This window comes from Streptosporangium carneum (assembly GCF_027922005.1).
Taxonomy (GTDB): Bacteria; Actinomycetota; Actinomycetes; order Streptosporangiales; family Streptosporangiaceae; genus Streptosporangium; species Streptosporangium carneum.
The window spans coordinates 201,683-218,292 of record NZ_BSEV01000001.1 but is presented as its reverse complement, the minus strand read 5'-3'; the positions used below and the strand labels follow the sequence as shown (position 1 = coordinate 218,292).

Sequence of the window (16,610 nt, the reverse complement as noted above, 5' to 3'; positions counted from 1 at the left end):
ACTCCTGTGGAAAGTGGGTCAGGGCGTGCACCCGTGACCGGGGAGCCGGTTTCCGGCCGTCGCCGAGTGTACTAATCCTCCATAAGGGTGGGATAAGAACCGCGAATCAGTCGGTGTGTCTGCCTGTGCGGCCAGAAGCTGCCTGTGCGGCCGGAAGGCCTGTGTGGCTGGAAGAAGGGCGTGGAATCGGCTGGTCCCCCGGTGTCCTGCTCCGTTACCATCCGCCGATGGTGATCCGAAAGGGAAGTTCCGACGACGTCTCCGTCGTGCTGGGCATGTTCGACAGCGCCGTCGCGTGGCTGGCGGCGCGGGGCCGTACCGGTCAGTGGGGCAGCCGGCCGTTCTCCGCCGACCCCGCCCGCGTCGAGCGCGTCACCGAGTGGGCGGCCTCCGGCGGCATGTGGATCGCCGAGGTCGACGGGGAGCCCGCCGGATGCGCCGTGCTCGGGGCTGCCGTGGACTACGTGCCCCCGGCGCGGGAGCCCGAGCTGTACGTCCAGGGCCTGGTCATCGATCAGCGCTTCCGCGGCCACGGTGTGGGCTCCGCCCTGCTCGGGCACGCCAGGGCCGAGGCGGCCGGGCGGGGAGTCGCGCTCCTCAGGGTCGACTGCTACGCCGGTGACGACGGCCGTCTCGTGGAGTACTACGAGAGTCAGGGGTTCACCAGGACCGAACCCTTCAAGGTCGGCGAGTGGCCGGGACAGGTCCTCGAGCTGCGGCTGCCCGGCTGACGCCCGGCCCACGCCCTTGGCGCGCACGGGGGTTTGACCTCAAGTGCGCTTGAGGTTGCACGGTGGTCATACGAGCCGTCGACCAGGGAGGCCATCGTGCCGGACATCCTAGTGATCATCGCAAGCCCCAGAGAGGGCGGCGTCGGCGCGATGATCGGCCGATGGTTCCTCGACCAGGCCGGACAGCGGCCCGACCTGCGCCTGGACGTGATGGACCTGAGCCGCACCCCGCTTCCCCCGATCCAGTCAGGAAACGCGGACGGCCCCGGTGAGGAGGCCCGCGCACTCGCGGCCAGGATCGCCGCGGCCGACGGCTTCGTGGTGATCACTCCGGAGTACAACCACGCCTACCCCGCCTGCCTGAAACTGGCCGTCGACGCGGTCCGCCACGAGTGGGCGGCGAAACCGGTGGGGTTCGTCTCGTACGGCGGCCGCTCCGGAGGCCTGCGTGCGGTGGAACAGCTCCGTCTGGTCTTCGCCGAGCTGCACGTGATGACCCTGCGGGACACCGTGAGCTTCCACCAGACGCCCACGCAGTTCGACGAGAAGGGGAGACTGACCGAGCCGGACGGTGCGAACGGCGCGGCCAAGGTCATGCTCGACCAGCTCATCTGGTGGGCGACCACCCTGAGCCAGGGGCGTGCCGCCAGGCCGTACACACCCTGACCGGAACACGGATCCCGGGACACGGCCCCTGGGACGCGGATCCCGGGACGTGGAGCCTGGGACGCGGCCCCCGGGACGTGGAGCCTGGAGCGCGGAGTCCCGGGACGGGGAAGGTCCGGGGCGCGGAGAGGGTCGGGGGCGAGCCGGGGGCGAGTAGGAGGTCCGAGACGACGGAGAGGGCGCGGGATCGGCATCCCGCGCCCTCCGGTGTGAGTGGGTGACCAGGAGTCGCTCACTCCGCGCCGTCGAAGTCCACGTCGGAGCCTTCGTCGAAGCCGTCGCCGTAGCTCCCGTTGAGGTCTTCGTCGAAGTTCTTGCCGGAGCTTCCGTCGGGGTCTTCGTCGAAGCCTTTGCCGGAGCTCCCGTCGGGGCCTTCGTCGGAGCCGTCGCCAGGACTTCCGTTGGGGTTTTCGTCGAAGTTCTTGCCGGAGCTTCCGTTGGGGTTCTGGTTGCCGCTCCCGTTGCCGCTCCCGCTCCCGTTGGGGTTTTGGTTGCCGCTCCCGCTCCCGTTGCCGCTCCCGTTGGCGTTTCCGTTGGCGTTTCCGTTGGAACTCCCGTTGGAGCTTCCCTTGGAGTCCAGCGAGTAGATGCGGAGCCAGTCGACCTCCATCCACGCCTCCCCCGAGCCGCCCTGGCCGGGGAACCAGTCCAGTTGCAGGCAGGCCGACATCGGGCTGTGGGTGGCGTTGGACGAGCGGAACCACTCCCGTCCGTCGAGGTAGCCGGTGACCCCCTGCGGGGTGTTCTCCACGGCGTAGGTGTGCCAGCCGGTCATGTCCACGGTGGCGTGCGCCTGTTCCTGGCCCTGCGGGGTGTGCAGGAAGAAGTTGGGCCGCTGCCTGCCCGGGTCGTTGATGACCTCGAGGAAGTCGATCTCCTCGTCGGTGGCGCTCCGCACGTTCCCCCCGCCCTCCTGGGGCCACAGCAGGGCGACGGGGTGGTACGACCCGGCTCCTGGATACAGCCGGATGCGGGTCTCCCAGCGGCCGTAGGTCTGACCGTGGCGGCTGGCCAGTCCCGCGGTCGTGCCGTCGGCCGTGCCGTGCAGGTAGAGGGCCCCGTCGCCGAGGAAGAGCTGCCCCGAGGAGCGGCGGCCGTTTCCGGCGTGCCCCGGCGAGTCGTAGACCACCCAGTCGTCCGGGTCGAGGTAGTCGTCGAACTCCGCGCACCAGTCCGGCGTCCCCCAGCCGAGAGCCTCGGCGGCGCTCGAACCGCCGCTCGAGGGGGAGCAGGCCGCACGGGAGGCGACCTCGCCCTGAGCCGCGGTGAGGGTGGTCACCGCCAGCGCGGCCACCGCGCTGAGCACGGCTAATCGCACGTGGGGTCGGGACATCACGATTGCTTCTCCTCGGGTCTGGCGCAGAGCGCGGACGGGCTGAAGCTCCAGCAGCCGGCCACGTTCGGTGACCAGGTCGTGGACGAGTTCGGCGCGGCGGCACGGCTGACAGGCGACTCGAAGACCCACCGGGGCGTCGCCGGCGAGTGCTGTCCCGCGCCCGGCGGCGTCATGGGGAATTCGGCGGTACGGCTACGCCAGGGCGCGAGGCTCCAGCACGCCGCGATCTGCTGCGACCCGCAGACCTCCGAGGCGAAGAAGCCGCGCAGCGGCGGCAGCGGGACGACCGCTCGCGGGGACGGGGACGCCGGGAACGGCACGAAGGTCGGCTGGGTCCCCGGCTCTCCGGTCGGCTCCTGCGCGGGTGTGGTGGGAACGGCGGTCGGGGTGGCCGTCGGGCCGGGGAAGCTGAGAACGGTGGGCACGCCGGTCGGAACGCCGGTCGCCGTCGGCGTGGGCTCCGCCGTCTGCGACGTCGGGGTCGGCGTGGGGGAGACGGGGCTCGTGGGAGTGGGTGACGGGGCGGCCGTGGTCTTCGCGGTCGGGCTCACGGCCGGCTTCGGCGTGCTCTTCGGTGTTCCCTTCTGCGGGGTCGGCTTCGGGGTCGCCGGGCGCGGGGTCGCGGTCTTCGCGGTCGGGCTCGCAGAGGGCTTCGGCGCCTTCTTCGCGGGTGCCTTCTTCGGCGGCTTCGGCTGTGAAGATGCGGACTTTTCCGACTTACCAGTCTTTTCGGGTTTTACGGTTTGGGTCGGGCTGTGGGCGGGCTCCGGCGTGCTGGAAGACGTGGGCGCGGCCGTGGGCGTCGGGGTGGCCGCGGGCTTGCCGTTCTTGTCCGGAACCGGGGTCTGGGCCGGTTCGGGAGCCTGGCTTTCCGCGGGAGCCGACGTCTCGTCGGTCACGGGGGACGCCGCGAAGAACATGGTCGTGCCGGCCTTCTCCGAGGCCGTCTGGTCGGAGTCATCCGCGGACGTCTCAGGGGCCTGCTTCGAGGATGACGTGCCGGACTTCTCGGAAGGCTCCTGGAAGGCCTTGACCTTCTGCGGCTCCTGGGCGGACTTGCTCTTCGAGTGTGGCGCGGGGACCTTGGCGGACTGGTGCTGGTCGGCCGAGACAGGAGGGTGCTTCGGCGCGGGGACCTCGGACGAGGGAGCCTTCTTCTTGGCGGCAGGCGCCTCCTGCGTCCCTTCCCCGGACTCCTTGCCCTTCTTCCCCGAGCCCTCGGGCTTGCCGGACTTCCCCGAGCCCTCGGACTTTTCTGAGCCCTCGGGATCCTCGGGCTCCTCGGCCTTCTCGAGCTCCTCGACCTTCTTCGCGACCGCCTCCGGTTCGTCGGCGGGCGGATCGTCCTTGGCGGCGGACCCCGTGTCCGACGGGCCCTCCTCCTGCGCCGGGGAGTCGTCCCCCGATGCGAAGGGGCCGGTGTCCGACGGCTCCTGTGCGGACTTCGAGGAGTCATCCGACACCGACGACCCCTCGGAGTCCGACAGCGGAGGCAGGTCGGACCCCGTGGCCGGGGAGTCGTCGGAGGCGGACTGGGGGGCGAGCGCGGGAGAGGAGGCCGAGGACCCGCCTCCCGGCTCGGCCAGGGCGGTCCAGGGCTGGGCGATGATCGCGCTGGTCGTGGCGGACACCCCGGCCAGCAGAAGGCCGGACACCAGGGTGACGCGTCTGGACGGACTGCGTGGAGGCATGGATGGTCTTCCTCGATCTAGGGGGTGGGATCGGGACCGGAGAGGGGCTTCCAGCCCGCGGCGGTGAACTCGGGGGTGCCGGGCGGGGCGACGCGGGGCACGGCCGCGGGGGCGGGGTCGGGGATGTTGACCCAGTCCCCCTGGCTCGGGCCGCGCATGGTGGGGTTCCAGGTCATCAGCAGGTTCATGGCGTACGGGCTCGAATAGGTCGGGTCGGTGTCCCCGACCCCCTTCGTCGCGGTGACCTGGACCAGGACGGAGACCTGGACCAGGTCCTTGGAACGGGGTCGCCACTGGATCCCGATCGTCTTGGTCCGCATGGCGGCCCCGGGGGGAAGCGCCCCGGTCTTGGGAAGCCCGAGGGTCTCCCGCCATCCGGCGACCGAGGCCCGCGCGCCTGCCCGGGCCACCTCCCGCTGGTCGGGCGGGGCGTACAGGACCGCCGCGTGCTCGGCCTGGGCGACGTCCAGCGTCCAGGCGGCCTCCAGCGCGGCCGCGGCGGCCGAGGCCGCCCCCAGCTCCGTGCGGGGAAACCCGACCGGGTAGCCCGCCTCGCTCTCGTAGCCCGAGGGAGGGGCGAGCGCGACTCTCGTGTCGGCGACCTGCGCGGTGGAGACCGACCGGGGATCGTCCGACCCGGATCCCATGAGGCGCCAGACCCCGACCGCCAGCAGGATCGCCCCCACCATCGAGATCACCACGATGACCATCCGGCGGTTGTTACGCGGGGGAGGCCCCAGATCCCAGTCGAGGTCGCGGTCCTCGGAGATCGGTGGTCGCACTAACGGCTCCGGTCCTGTCGCTGGCCGAACGCCTGGCCCGCGGCTGCGGCCAGGCGAAGGTAGGCGCCCCTGGTGGTCGGCCGCAGGCGGACCAGGTCCACCTCGGCGCCCTCCTTGAGGTGCGGGTCGTACGGCACGCGGATCACGGCGCGGCAGCGGGAGCCGAAGTGGCGTTCCAGCAGCTCCACGTCCACGTCGGACTTCGGTTCGACGGCGTTCAGCACGACGATGGCGTTCTTGACCAGGTCCGCGTGCCCGTGGGCGGTCAGCCAGTCCAGCGTCGCGGCGGCCGAACTCGCCCCGTCCACCGCCACCAGGCTGACCAGCACGATCTGGTCGGCCAACTCCAACGTCGCCCCCATGGCCCCGTGCAGGAGCCCGGTCCCGCAGTCGGTGATGCAGATCGAGTAGTAGCGCTCGATGAGCCCGGCGACCGTGCGGTAGTCCTCGGCGTTGAACGCCTCGCTCACCGCGGGGTCGGTGTCCGAGGCGAGGACCTCGAGCCGTGCGGGCGACTGGGAGGTGAAGGCGCGCGCGTCCGCGTAGCGGAGGATGTGGGGAGCCTCGGCGAGCATGGTGCGGATGGTCGCCGCGGTCTCCGACTTGACCTTGATGCCGAGGGTTCCCCGGTCGGGGTTGGCGTCGATGGCGATCACCCGGTCGCCCCGCAGGGAGGCCAGGGTGTTGCCGAGGGCGACGGTCGTCGTGGTCTTGCCGACCCCGCCCTTGAGGCTCATCACCGCGATCCGGTGGTGCCCGCTCGCCACGGGAGTCTGGGCCTGGGCTATCAGCGTGCGGCGTTCCAGCTCCGCCGCCGACTCCGCGGGGATGATCCTCCCGCCGGAGAGCTGCCACACGAGGCGACGCCATCCACCGGCCGGTTCCGGACGCCGGTTGATGAGCAGGTGTTCGGCGGTGAGGGGGACCGTCTCCTGGAACTGCTCGCCCTGCGGGGGCGGCGAGGACTGGATCTGGGGGGACGTCTCCGTCATGGCCAAGGTCCTTTCACAGAGAGCTTTGCGAAGATCGGGAGGGAGGGGGTGGTCAGCACGTCTGCCAGCGCACCGTCGTGGTGATCGAGTCGTCGGGGCCGTGGACGGTCAGCGGGGCGGTCGCGGAGAAGGGCGTGCCGCACCAGTGGCGGATCCGGAGGGCGCGCAGGGTGATCACGTCCGGATGTCCCGGTCTCGAGGTGCCGCTGGAGGGGCTCACGACCAGCCCGGGAGCCGATATCCGCCACCGCATGGCGGGTCCCGTCACGGTGAGGAGCATGTTTCCCTGACCGAACTCGTCGAGCGTCACCAGGGGCGGGATCCGCACCCGTGCGGCGAGTCCGTTCCGGTCGGCGGGCGTGTTCCCCGAGGGCGCCGCCTCGGAGGGCGCCGCCTCGGAGGGCGTCTCGGCGGGGGCGGTTCCGGCGGGCGTCTCGGGAGGCGTCTCGAGGGGCGCGGTCCCACGGGGCGCGGGCTCCTGCGCGGTGGTCGCCCGCAGGGAGCCGTCCTCCGGGGTGATCGCGGGCGCCAGGAGGTTCATCCCCGTCAGGGTGCCCGCTCCTCCCGCGACCACGATGATCATGATCTTGACGGTGGTGGTCCTGATCCGTTCCCCCGCCCACGACATCGCCTCGAGGAAACGGACTCCGGCGCCGCCGAAGCTTTCCTCCTCCTCCACGTCGCGGTACTTCTTCGCCGCGGACGCGCGGGCGTCGCCGGAGGGGCGGCCGGTCGCGGCGGACGGCACCGACGGCATGGACGGCATGGTGGTGGTCGCGTCGCCGCCGCGTGCCCACGCCTGGGTGAAGAGCGCGTCGTAGAGCGGCGTGTCCTGCCCCGGGACCGGCGGCGCGAGGGGCGGCCCCGCCGTGCCCGACGGGCCCGAGGGCAGGGCGGGCATGGACGGCAGCGTGGGGCGGTCCTGGTGGGCGGCGCGGTCCCGCAGGGCGGGGCCGTACGGGATCCTGGAGCGGTCCTGACGGCCCTGGCGGCCGGGCCGCTCCTGGGACTCCTGCTGCTCCCGCAGGTCAGGGCGTTCGGAATGGCCGGAGCTGTCGGAACGGTCCGCGCGGTCGGGGTGAACGGGGTGGTAGGGGAGCCTGGAGCGGTCCTGCCTGGCCGTTCGGGGCGGTGCGGACTCGGCCTCCTGCCTGGCGTCGGCGGTCGGTCCCTGGGCGGCCGTCGCCTCCCCCGCGGCGGACCGGCGATCCCCTCCGGTCCTGGAGGCCTCTCCGGTCCTGGTGGTTGCGCCGGGGGCGGGCGACCCGGTCGCCCCGGAGGGTCCGTCGGGGGAAGGAGACCTGCCCTGCGCCGGGGAGCCGGACGCCTTGGGGGGCCTTGCCTGCGCGGAGGACCCGGTCGCCTTGGCGGCCCTGGTGGGCGCGGAGGACTTGGCGGGCCTGGTCGCCTTGGGCGTTCCCGCGGCTGGAGGAACTCCGGCCGTCGAGGAGGACCCGGACGAGGAGGAGGCGGCGGGCCTGGGGCGTCCGGGCGCCTCGGCGGGCGTGGTGGCCGCAGGGGGCGCGGTGGGCGCCGCGAGCACGGAGGGCGAGGTGCCGCGTCCGGGCGCGGAGGGCGCGCCGCCGCGGGCGGGCGCGGGCTGGTCCGCCGCGGGCGGCAGGGACTCCAGCAGTCGCCGTCTGGTCTGGGCGGTCAGGGCGCGGATCCGCGGATGGGAGACCATCTGCGGGACCGTGTAGCGGATGTTGATCGGTCGCGCGCACACGGGGCACTTGACCATGTGGGACAGCAGGCTCGCCCGCGCGTCCTGGTCGAGCCGTGACGCCGTCCACTCCTCCTCGGGGAAGAGCGTCTCGACCAGGGGCTCGAGTTCCTGGCAGCCACGACGCCTGTTGGCGAGCGCGTCCAGTCCGCTCGCCAGGATCTCGATCAGGTCCTGGGTGCGGGTGGCGAGCCTGGTGACGTCCTCGACGGGCATCGCCAGCACGTGGGAGAGGTCCTCCGTGGCGAGCCCGTGACGGTACATCAGCCTGAGCGTCTCGGTGCCCAGCGGTTCGACGAGCGACCAGACGCGCTCGGTCACCTCCTCGTCCGGCATGCCGGGTCCCGTGTCGGGGACGTACCGTTCCCGGTGACCCGGGGCGGTCAGGCAGTCACGCCGGAGGACGGCGAACAGCCGTCCTCTGACGCCGACGTTCTGCGCAGGGGGCTCGGCCAGGCACGCGGCCAGCGCGGAGGCCACCGCGGGCAGCACCCGGTCGGAGGCGAGGTGGGAGGCGGCGTAGTCCATCAGGTGCGCGCCGTGCTCGCTCACCCATGCCGCCCCCTGGCCGGCGCCGGGCGTGTCACGCCCGGCGCCGGTGGACGTGCTCATGGGCCGGTGTACCCGTCCTGGTACGGCTCGACCTGACCGGGACCGGACTTGACATGGCCGGAGCCACGACGGTCGTGCTGGGGAGGCTGCGCCGGGTCGACTCCGCCCGACCGGTCGAACCGGCTGGAGTGCTGCTCCGGCCCCGAGGGCTGCGCGGGATCGGACTGGTTCTGCTGGTTCTGCTGGTTCTGCTGGTCGGGCTGCGCGGGGTCGAGCTGGCCGGGCTGGTCGGGCAGGAGCTGGCCGGGCTCGTTGCCGGGCTCCTGCTGGTCCGACTGGCCCTGCTCGCCCTGCTGGTTCTGCTGGTCGGGCTGCTCCGGAGCCTGGTTCGTCACCACGAACTCCAGGTTCCGCTCGGGCAGGCCGGTGAACTTGGTCCAGTTGCTGACCTCACCCGGCGCGGGCTCGGCGTAGAGCCAGCGGACGAAGGCGGGCCACTGGCACGAGTCGCGCGGGATGACCGCGCCCTCCTGGTCGGCGCCCAGCCCCTGAAGCTCCTCGGGGGAGTAGTCACGGCACGGCGGAGTGCCAGGCGGAGCGATGTTGAGGTCCCACACGCCGTTCTCGTCGGTGTAGCGCATGTTCTTGTCGAGCCCCAGGGCCTCCTGGGCCCGCCTGAGGAGCTCGGGGTCCTTGAAGACCGGAAGGGAGTCGGAGCCGTCGGAGGCGCCGCCCTCCTGCGACGGGTCCGCGGGCCTCAGCACGCTCCCGTCGGGCTCCTGCTGGGAGTCGGGGGTGGGAAGCTGCGCTTCCTGCGCGGGCCGGTCGGGCTCGGCGGGACCGTTCGTGACCAGTGGCTCGGAGGTGGGGTGGGCGGGCTTGAGCGGTCCGGACGGCTTGGGAGCCGCGGTGGGGGACGTCGGCTTGGACGTACCTTGGGACTTCGGCTTCTGGGTGCTGTTCGGCAGGGCGGGCTTGAGGGTGCCCGTCGGCTTGGCCTGCTTGGGAGCGGGAGGCTCCTGCTGCTTCTTCTCCTCCCGGTCGTCGGCGCTCTTCGGTCCCGCCGAGGCCCCGATGTTGAGCTTCGGCTTCTCGGCGAGATTCTGGGAGGGCTTGTCGATCGTGCTGCCGCTGTCGGAGATGTTGCCGCTGACCTTCTTCGTCGGCGCGGGGGCGGGAGCGGGCTTGGTCGTCGCCTTCGGCGGCTGGATCGGCGCGGGGTCGGGGGCCTTCTGCGTGCCTCCACCGCCTCCACCGCCGCCGTTGCCTCCGCCGCCTCCACCGCCGCCGCCGTTCTCCTGGGGCGTGGAGTTCTTGACGGGCTTGACCGCGGGCGGGTTGGTCGCCGTCTTCGGCGGCGCGGCCTCCTTGGTCGTCACGCTCTTGGGGTTGCCGGGACGCTGCAGGGGGGCGTGGGCGCTCGCCAGGACGGGAAGGTTTTGACACCCTCCTCCGCCGCCGGAGACGGCGTGCCCGTCGATGGTCGCGGTCAGGCAGATCTTCGCGTTCATCGACGTCTTGGCCGCCCCCTTGTCGGTGATCGCGCCGCCCGCGTTGGAGCCGGCGGGCGGAGCGGGGTCGCCCCCGGCCTTCTGGGACGTCCACGCCTGCGCCCCGTCGTTCAGGGTGTAGGTGCCGGCGGCCAGGCGAATGACCTCGCCCTTGACAGGCTGCTCGGAACGGGCGGCGATGACGGTTCCCAGCCCGGCGCCGGCCCCGAACACGCCGATCGCGATACTCGCAGTGATCACCGTCGCGCGTGAGGGCTTACGTGAAGGTGTCATATGGGTGTTCCTCTTCTTCCAGTGGGATGTCAGTCGCCGTGGCTCTCCAAGACATCACTCCACTCGCCCAGCACGCGGACGGGCTCGGTGGAGCCGGCGGGGGGGACATAGGTCACGTACATCCGTCCGTAGGTCGCGCTCGCCGAGTGGGCGAACGCCTTCTTCTTGGTGCGGACGGCGGCCGACCCCTTCAGGGTGACCTTCGCCCCCACCCGCTCGGCCATACGGGAGTCGGTCGAGCGTGCCGCGTACCAGACCAGGGCGCCCCCGTCCCCGGTCCGCAGCGCTCGTACCGGCCCCTCAGGCCGGTACGACAGGCTGAGAATCCACCCCGCCTCCTCGAGCTGGGCGCGTTCCTGCTGCCAGAACCGCACGGTCTCGCTGGTCCACGGTCCGTCCTCGAACCTCGGGTCGGGCTTGGCGCTCTCCAGGCTCGCCAGGTGCGCGGCGGCGATCTGGCGCGGCGTCGCGACCAGGCCGGTCGCGTTCTCCGGCAGGCTCGTGGCGTATCCCTCGGCGTCCGTCGCGATCCTGGGGAAGTCCGGAGGGGTGGCGCGCGTGTCGGCGCCGGAGGCCACCAGACGCCAGCCCGCGGAGGTCTCGGTCATCAGGTCGACGACCCGGGCGATGCCCTGCTCGTGGGAGACCGCGACGAACCAGTCGGGGCTGCCCTCGACGTGCCGTGCCACCCACACCTGCGGGTTCGGCCAGGTGCCGGACGCCACCGACTCACCCTGCATGCGGGCGGTCTTGAAGCTCGCCCGGGTCAGCTCCACCGCGAGCCCGGCCTCGAGCTTTCCCATGGCGGCCTCGTCCAGCTTCCCCTGGACCGCCGACAGCTCCTTCTGGTAGCGGCCGTGGATGCGGTACGCCTGCCGGATGGTGAGCTGGGAGGCGTCGCCGGGCGGCGGGGAGGAGCTCTCGATCCGCGCCTTCTCCGGGGCGGTCGGGGCGGTGGAGGACTTCGCCTTCTCGTCGTCGCCCCGGCCCGCCTGGGCGGAGGCGGAGGGGATCGGCTGCCTGTCGGTCGCGCCCTGGGAGGCTGTGCTCGGCGGGGGGCTCAATGAGGGGCTCAGTGAGGGGCTCAATGAGGGGCTCGGCGGCGGAGTGCTCCCGCCCGTCCCGAAGAGCCCGGGATCGTCGCCCGCTCCCGGGAGCTTGGGGGAGGAGTCGGTGAAGATCTGGGGAGAGGGGTCGGCGACCAGCGTCTGCTGTTCCGACGCGTTCTGCCTGACCAACCAGATGCCCGCTCCGCCAATGATCACGGAGAACGCCCCGAACAGAATGACCTTCCGCCAGTTGAATGTCGGAAGCCGCTCGGGGTGCCAGTCGGACTCGTCATCAGATTCGTCTCCGACGGAAGCGCCGCCACGACCGGGAGGCCAGGCTTCCTCGTCTGGGAAATCTGATGCGCGCCATGACATAGGTCCAAATATTAGACTGACCGTGATCTATTGGGAAGGTAAAGGGAGATGGTAATCGGCACTTATGGTTATTAGGTTATAAATAACACCTAATGCCAATTATGGGATGTCCGAAACCCTCCCTGCGGTGACCTGCGGTTGAGTGCTCCACGGGTCGGGTCGGGCTTCTCTGGAGAACCGCACATCTGATGGTTTGTGCTGGTCTGTGACGTTTACTGTTGATCCGCTATTTCCCTGAAGCGGGGTTTCCGTTGGTCCTGCGTTGTTTTTCCGGTTTCCTGTGCCGGGTTACGCACCGTGGGCGACGGGTATGAAATCGTTTCCACGCGCGGATTGCCGTCCGCCCTCCCCGGGGTCCGATCCGAATGGTTTTCACGTGTTCGGGCCGCCCGATCAGGCGCGTCGGCCGGGCAATTAGGGTCTGACCCTTTTGGGGGTCGCGAATGCTCACAGTGAGCGTCGCGTGCTCTGCGTGGCGGGGACGGGCCCGTCCTGGACCCTGCCCTCACCGTCGAGGATCACCTCGGGGATCACCTTGGGAACACCGCGCAGCGCGACCAGCACGGCCGCCGCCAGAACGGCGAGCAGCACGGCCCCCGTCACCAGGGTCGTCTGCATGCCCTCGACGAACGCCTGCCTGGCGGCCCGCACGACGGCCCCCGCCACCTGGTCCGGCAGCGCGGCCGCGGTCTGCAGCGCCCCGCCGAGCGACTCCCCGATCTGGTCCGCCGCGGGCGCGGGCACCTCGGAGGGCAGCCGCAGGTTGGCCCGGTAGGCGCTGTTGAGCACGGTCCCCAGCACGGCGATGCCCAGCGCCCCTCCCATCTCCTGACCGGTCTCCGCGATCGCGGACGCCGCGCCCGCGCGCTCCCTGGGGACCGAGGCGAGGACGGTGTCGTTGGTCACGGCGAAGGTGAACCCGTTGCCGACGGCGGTGAGGACCATGGCGACCAGCATGTACACGTAGCCCGTGTCCGTTCCGAACCGGCTGTACAGCACGAACCCCACAGCGCTCACGACCAGCCCGAGCGCGACGACCCGTGCCCTGCCGACGGCGGCGACCAGTGGGGCGGCGAGACTCCCGCCCACCGCCGCGGCCAGCCCGCCGGGCAGGCTCGCCAGCCCCGAGACGAGCGGCGACCAGCCCAGGACGAGCTGGAAGTACTGCGCGAAGGCGAGCGAGGCGGCGAGCATCGAGAAGATGCAGACGACGTTGGCGCCCACCGCGCCGGAGAAGGCGCGGTGCCGGAAGAGACGCACGTCGATGAGGGGTTCGGCCAGCCGGGTCTGCCGCCGGGTGAACAGGACGAGCGAGAGGGCGCCGACCGCGGCCGCGACCCAGACGCCGGTTCCGGAGATCCCGTCGTGGGCGGCGGTCTTCAGCGCGTAGATCACCGCGATGACGCCGACGATCGACAGCGGCACGCTCACCACGTCGAGGCGTCCGGGGCGCGGGTTGCGCGACTCGGGGAGCACGACCGCGCCGACGGCGACGATCAGCACGGCGACCGGGACGTTGACGAGGAAGACCGACCCCCACCAGAAGCCGTCGAGCAACACCCCGCCGACCAGGGGGCCGACGGCGAAGCCGAGCGCGGAGACGCTGCTCCAGACACCGACCGCGGTCGTCCGCTCCCCGGGGTCGGTGAAGACGTTCCGGATCATCGACAGGGTCGACGGCATGACGGTCGCGCCCGCGACGCCGAGCAACGCCCTGGCGGCGATCAGCCACTCGGGGGTCACGGCGTACGCGGTCAGCGCCGACGCGCCCCCGAAGGCGACCATGCCGGTGAGCAGCAGCCGCTTGCGGCCGATCCGGTCGCCGACGTTGCCCATGGTGACCAGGAGTCCGGCCAGCGCGAAGCCGTACACGTCGACGATCCACAGGAACTGGGTGGCGGAGGGGCGCATGTCCTCGACCAGCTTGGGCGCGGCCAGGTGGAGCACCGTGAGGTCTATGGAGAGAAGCAGCATGGCGAGGCAGGCGATCGCCAGCGTGCCCCACTTCCGGGAGCCGGAGGAACCGGAGGGGGCGACGGGACCGGCGGGGTCGGTGGGATCGGGGATCTTGGGGGTTTCCGGGGTCTCGGAGGAGGAGGTCATGCCCGAAGCCTCGGCGGCGGCGTTGACGGGCCGCTGACCGAACGCTGACGGTCCCGGCCGGAGCCGGGTGACCGAACGCCGACGGTTCCGGCCGGAGGCGCTGACGCCCCGCGCTCAGGCGCGTCGAAGGGGATGTCGGCTCATGGTCAACCGGCTGTCACCCCTTGTGGTTGTCGTTCCGCGAATCCGGGAATTCTTCGTGAAGCGGGGCAAAAGGGGGAGGGCACATGCGGATGGCGGTGCTCGGTATGGGCGGGATGGGCAGGGCGCTGGCTCGGCGGCTGCTCGCGCGCGGCCACACGGTGAGGGTCTGGAACCGCACGCCGGGCAAAGCCGCCGAGGTCGTCGAGGCGGGCGCCGTCGAGGCGTCCTCGCCGATGGACGCCGCGTACGACGTCGAGGGTGTGCTGATGTCGCTCGCGGACGACCGGGCGAGCAGGGACGTCATGGCGCGGCTGACCGGTCTCGGCGCGAACGAGACCCCGATCATCGCCGACATGAGCACCGTCTCCCCCGCCACCTCCCGCGAGCTGCGGGAGACGGCGCCGGGACGCAGGTTCGTCGCCGCGCCGATCGTCGGAGGGCCGGCCACCGTCGCGCAGGGTCAGGCCATGGGACTCCTGGGGGGCGAACGGGAGCACGTGCGCAGGCTGGACCCCGTCTGGCGGGACGTGTTCACGGTCCAGCGGTACTGCGGGGACGACCCGGGAAGCGCGCTGACGTACAAGCTCCTGAACAACTACCTGCTCCTGGCCGGCCTCGCCGTCGTCTCCGAGGCGGTGGCGGCGGGTCAGGCGGCGAGGCTCGACGAGTCGATGCTGCGCGACTTCCTCTTCCAGTGGCCGACCGTCGCCCCCGCACTGCACAACCGGCTCGACGACGTCATCGGCGGGGACCACCACGGCTGGTTCACGACACGGCTCGGCGCCAAGGACGTACGGCTCGCCGCCGAACTCGCGGAGTCGCTGGGCCTCGACCTGCCGATCGCCCGACTGGTCCAGCGGCTCTACGAGGAGGCGGCCGAGCACGGCTGGGGCGACTCCGACATCGCCGCGATCGTGGAACTGGTCCGCGAGCGGCGGCACGCCTGATCGACGCCCTTTCCGCCGGAAGGGCGGAATGACGTTCGGTGCCCGGCGTGTGACACAAATCGGACGGAGCTACACCGCAATTCCATCCTTGACACTTATTCTTCACTTACCTACCATCCCTGTAGGTAATAGAGGAAAATGTGCGGGTATCCAGCCGGGATTCGGCTTCGCACACAGAACAGCACTCCCTGTGGCCAGTCTCTCGATAGGGGCGATGAGATCCATGGCAAGAACGAGAGCTGACCGGTTCCTCGACGGGAACAGGCCCATGACCACATAGCCGGGATTCGGACAGGGAATCCGGGGTTCACCGGGCCCGTGTTCCCGGACCGGACGAGGCGGTCGCACGTCAGGTCCGGAAGAACGTCACGAACGTCGTTCACGTGGATCGGCACGCATGATTTCGTTTTCGTCTCCCCCGTCGCGTGCCCGGGGTCGGGGTCGTTGTTTCTCGCGTTTTCCTTTCGAGCGCCGTCTCTACCGGCCGCAGGCCATGTGGAATTCTCAAGGAACCGGGGTCGATTCATGACGCAAGCGTTGACGGAACAGCCGAACACGTTATTGGAGGTGTTTCCGAGGAAGCTTGAGGAGCTCAGACGGAACGGCCTCTATCGCAGCTTCTTCCCCTGCTCCCACCTGGCCGCCGAGCGCGGTCACGCGACGCACGGCGCGGAGAAGGTCCAGGTCTGGTGCAGCAACGACTACCTCGGGCTGAGCCAGCACCCCGAACTCGTCCGGGCGCAGATCGAGTCGACCGTCGAACACGGCACGGGAAGCGGCGGATCGCGCAACATCGCGGGGACCAGCGCGACCCACGTCGAACTGGAGACCAGACTCGCGGCCTGGCACGGCAAGGAACGCGCGCTGATCTTCTCGAGCGGATACGTCGCCAACTTCGAGACGCTGAGCACCCTCATCTCGGCGATTCCCGACATCGTGGTGTTCTCCGACGCCCGCAACCACAGGTCGCTGATCGAGGGAATCCTCCGCACGGGCTGCAGGAAACACGTCTTCCCGCACAACGACCTCGACGCGCTTGAGCGGGCGCTCGCCGAGTACGGCGACGATCACCCCAAGCTGATCGTCTTCGAGTCGGTGTACTCGATGGACGGGGACGTGTCGCCGGTCGGCGCCATCTGCGACCTCGCGGACAGGTACAACGCGCTGACGTTCGTCGACGAGACGCACGCCATAGGCACCATCGGCCCGACGGGCGCGGGAGTGTGCGAGGAACTCGGCGAACACCGCCCCACCTTCGTCCAGGGCGTGTTCGGCAAGGCCGTCGGCACCGTCGGCGGATACGTCGCCGGTCCCGACGGCGCCCTCGACTACGTCCGCTCCCACGCCCCCGGATTCATCTTCACCACCGCCCTGCCGCAGTCCAGCATGGACGCGACGCTCAAGGGCCTGGACCTCGTCCAGGAAGGCGACGCCCTCAGGCGGAGACTGATGGACAACGTGCGGTACCTGAAGGGCGCGCTGCGCGCCGCGGGCATCGACTTCATCGACGCGGAAAGCCATCTCGTGCCGGTCATGGTGCCCGGCGCGGAACGCGTACGGCGCGTGTCACGACGCCTGCTCGAGGAGCACGGGATCTACGTCACCCCGATCAACTTCCCCTCCGTCCCCAGGGGAACGGAGCGCTTCCGCGTCACGGTCCCGCCGTACAGGACGCCGGAGCAGATCGACGACTTCGTCGCCGCGCTGCGGAAGAGTCTCGCTCCCGAGTAGCCGG

12 protein-coding genes are annotated in these 16,610 nt (G+C 71.0%); 4 read left to right on the top strand and 8 right to left on the bottom strand.

Annotation, left to right across the window (positions count from 1 at the left end; translation table 11 throughout):
• Window positions 1–227: 227 nt before the first annotated feature.
• Window positions 228–731: a GNAT family N-acetyltransferase gene (locus PKF00_RS00980; protein ID WP_271215389.1), complete on the top strand. Its 504-nt coding sequence runs from the start codon at window positions 228–230 to the stop codon at window positions 729–731.
• A gap of 96 nt (window positions 732–827) precedes the next feature.
• Complete coding sequence (locus tag PKF00_RS00975; protein WP_271215388.1) at window positions 828–1,397, top strand: NADPH-dependent FMN reductase; 570 nt, start codon at window positions 828–830, stop codon at window positions 1,395–1,397.
• Between the two features lie 232 nt (window positions 1,398–1,629).
• On the opposite strand, the gene PKF00_RS00970 is transcribed toward PKF00_RS00975, so the two are convergent.
• The 8 genes from PKF00_RS00970 to PKF00_RS00935 form a co-directional block, all read right to left on the bottom strand.
• Window positions 1,630–2,730, bottom strand: coding sequence for a glycoside hydrolase family 16 protein (locus PKF00_RS00970; RefSeq protein WP_271215387.1), 1,101 nt, complete (start codon window positions 2,728–2,730; stop codon window positions 1,630–1,632).
• A complete protein-coding gene (locus PKF00_RS00965; RefSeq protein WP_271215386.1) occupies window positions 2,730–4,424 on the bottom strand; it encodes a hypothetical protein in 1,695 nt (564 codons plus the stop codon). Before PKF00_RS00965 ends, PKF00_RS00970 begins: the two co-directional genes overlap by 1 nt.
• 17 nt (window positions 4,425–4,441) lie before the next feature.
• Window positions 4,442–5,206 (bottom strand): flagellar basal body-associated FliL family protein, encoded by a 765-nt coding sequence (locus PKF00_RS00960; protein WP_271215385.1) that lies wholly within the window; start codon window positions 5,204–5,206, stop codon window positions 4,442–4,444.
• Complete coding sequence (locus PKF00_RS00955) at window positions 5,206–6,198, bottom strand: MinD/ParA family ATP-binding protein (RefSeq protein WP_271215384.1); 993 nt, start codon at window positions 6,196–6,198, stop codon at window positions 5,206–5,208. Before PKF00_RS00955 ends, PKF00_RS00960 begins: the two co-directional genes overlap by 1 nt.
• Window positions 6,199–6,250: 52 nt before the next feature.
• On the bottom strand, window positions 6,251–8,533 hold the full coding sequence (locus PKF00_RS00950; RefSeq protein ID WP_271215383.1) for a hypothetical protein: 2,283 nt from the start codon (window positions 8,531–8,533) through the stop codon (window positions 6,251–6,253).
• Entirely contained in the window at window positions 8,530–10,257 is a 1,728-nt protein-coding gene (locus PKF00_RS00945) for a hypothetical protein (RefSeq protein ID WP_271215382.1), read from the bottom strand. The genes PKF00_RS00950 and PKF00_RS00945 overlap by 4 nt, the downstream gene beginning before the upstream one ends.
• A gap of 29 nt (window positions 10,258–10,286) precedes the next feature.
• Entirely contained in the window at window positions 10,287–11,522 is a 1,236-nt protein-coding gene (locus tag PKF00_RS00940) for a DUF8094 domain-containing protein (protein WP_271215381.1), read from the bottom strand.
• Window positions 11,523–12,128: 606 nt separating this feature from the next.
• A complete protein-coding gene (locus PKF00_RS00935) occupies window positions 12,129–13,784 on the bottom strand; it encodes an MFS transporter (RefSeq protein WP_271215380.1) in 1,656 nt (551 codons plus the stop codon).
• Window positions 13,785–14,017: 233 nt separating this feature from the next.
• Between PKF00_RS00935 and PKF00_RS00930 the strand changes: the two genes are divergently transcribed.
• Window positions 14,018–14,875, top strand: a complete 858-nt coding sequence (locus tag PKF00_RS00930) for an NAD(P)-dependent oxidoreductase (RefSeq protein WP_271215379.1) — start codon at window positions 14,018–14,020, stop codon at window positions 14,873–14,875.
• 567 nt (window positions 14,876–15,442) lie between these two features.
• Complete coding sequence (gene hemA, locus PKF00_RS00925; protein ID WP_271215378.1) at window positions 15,443–16,606, top strand: 5-aminolevulinate synthase; 1,164 nt, start codon at window positions 15,443–15,445, stop codon at window positions 16,604–16,606.
• Window positions 16,607–16,610 lie beyond the last annotated feature (4 nt).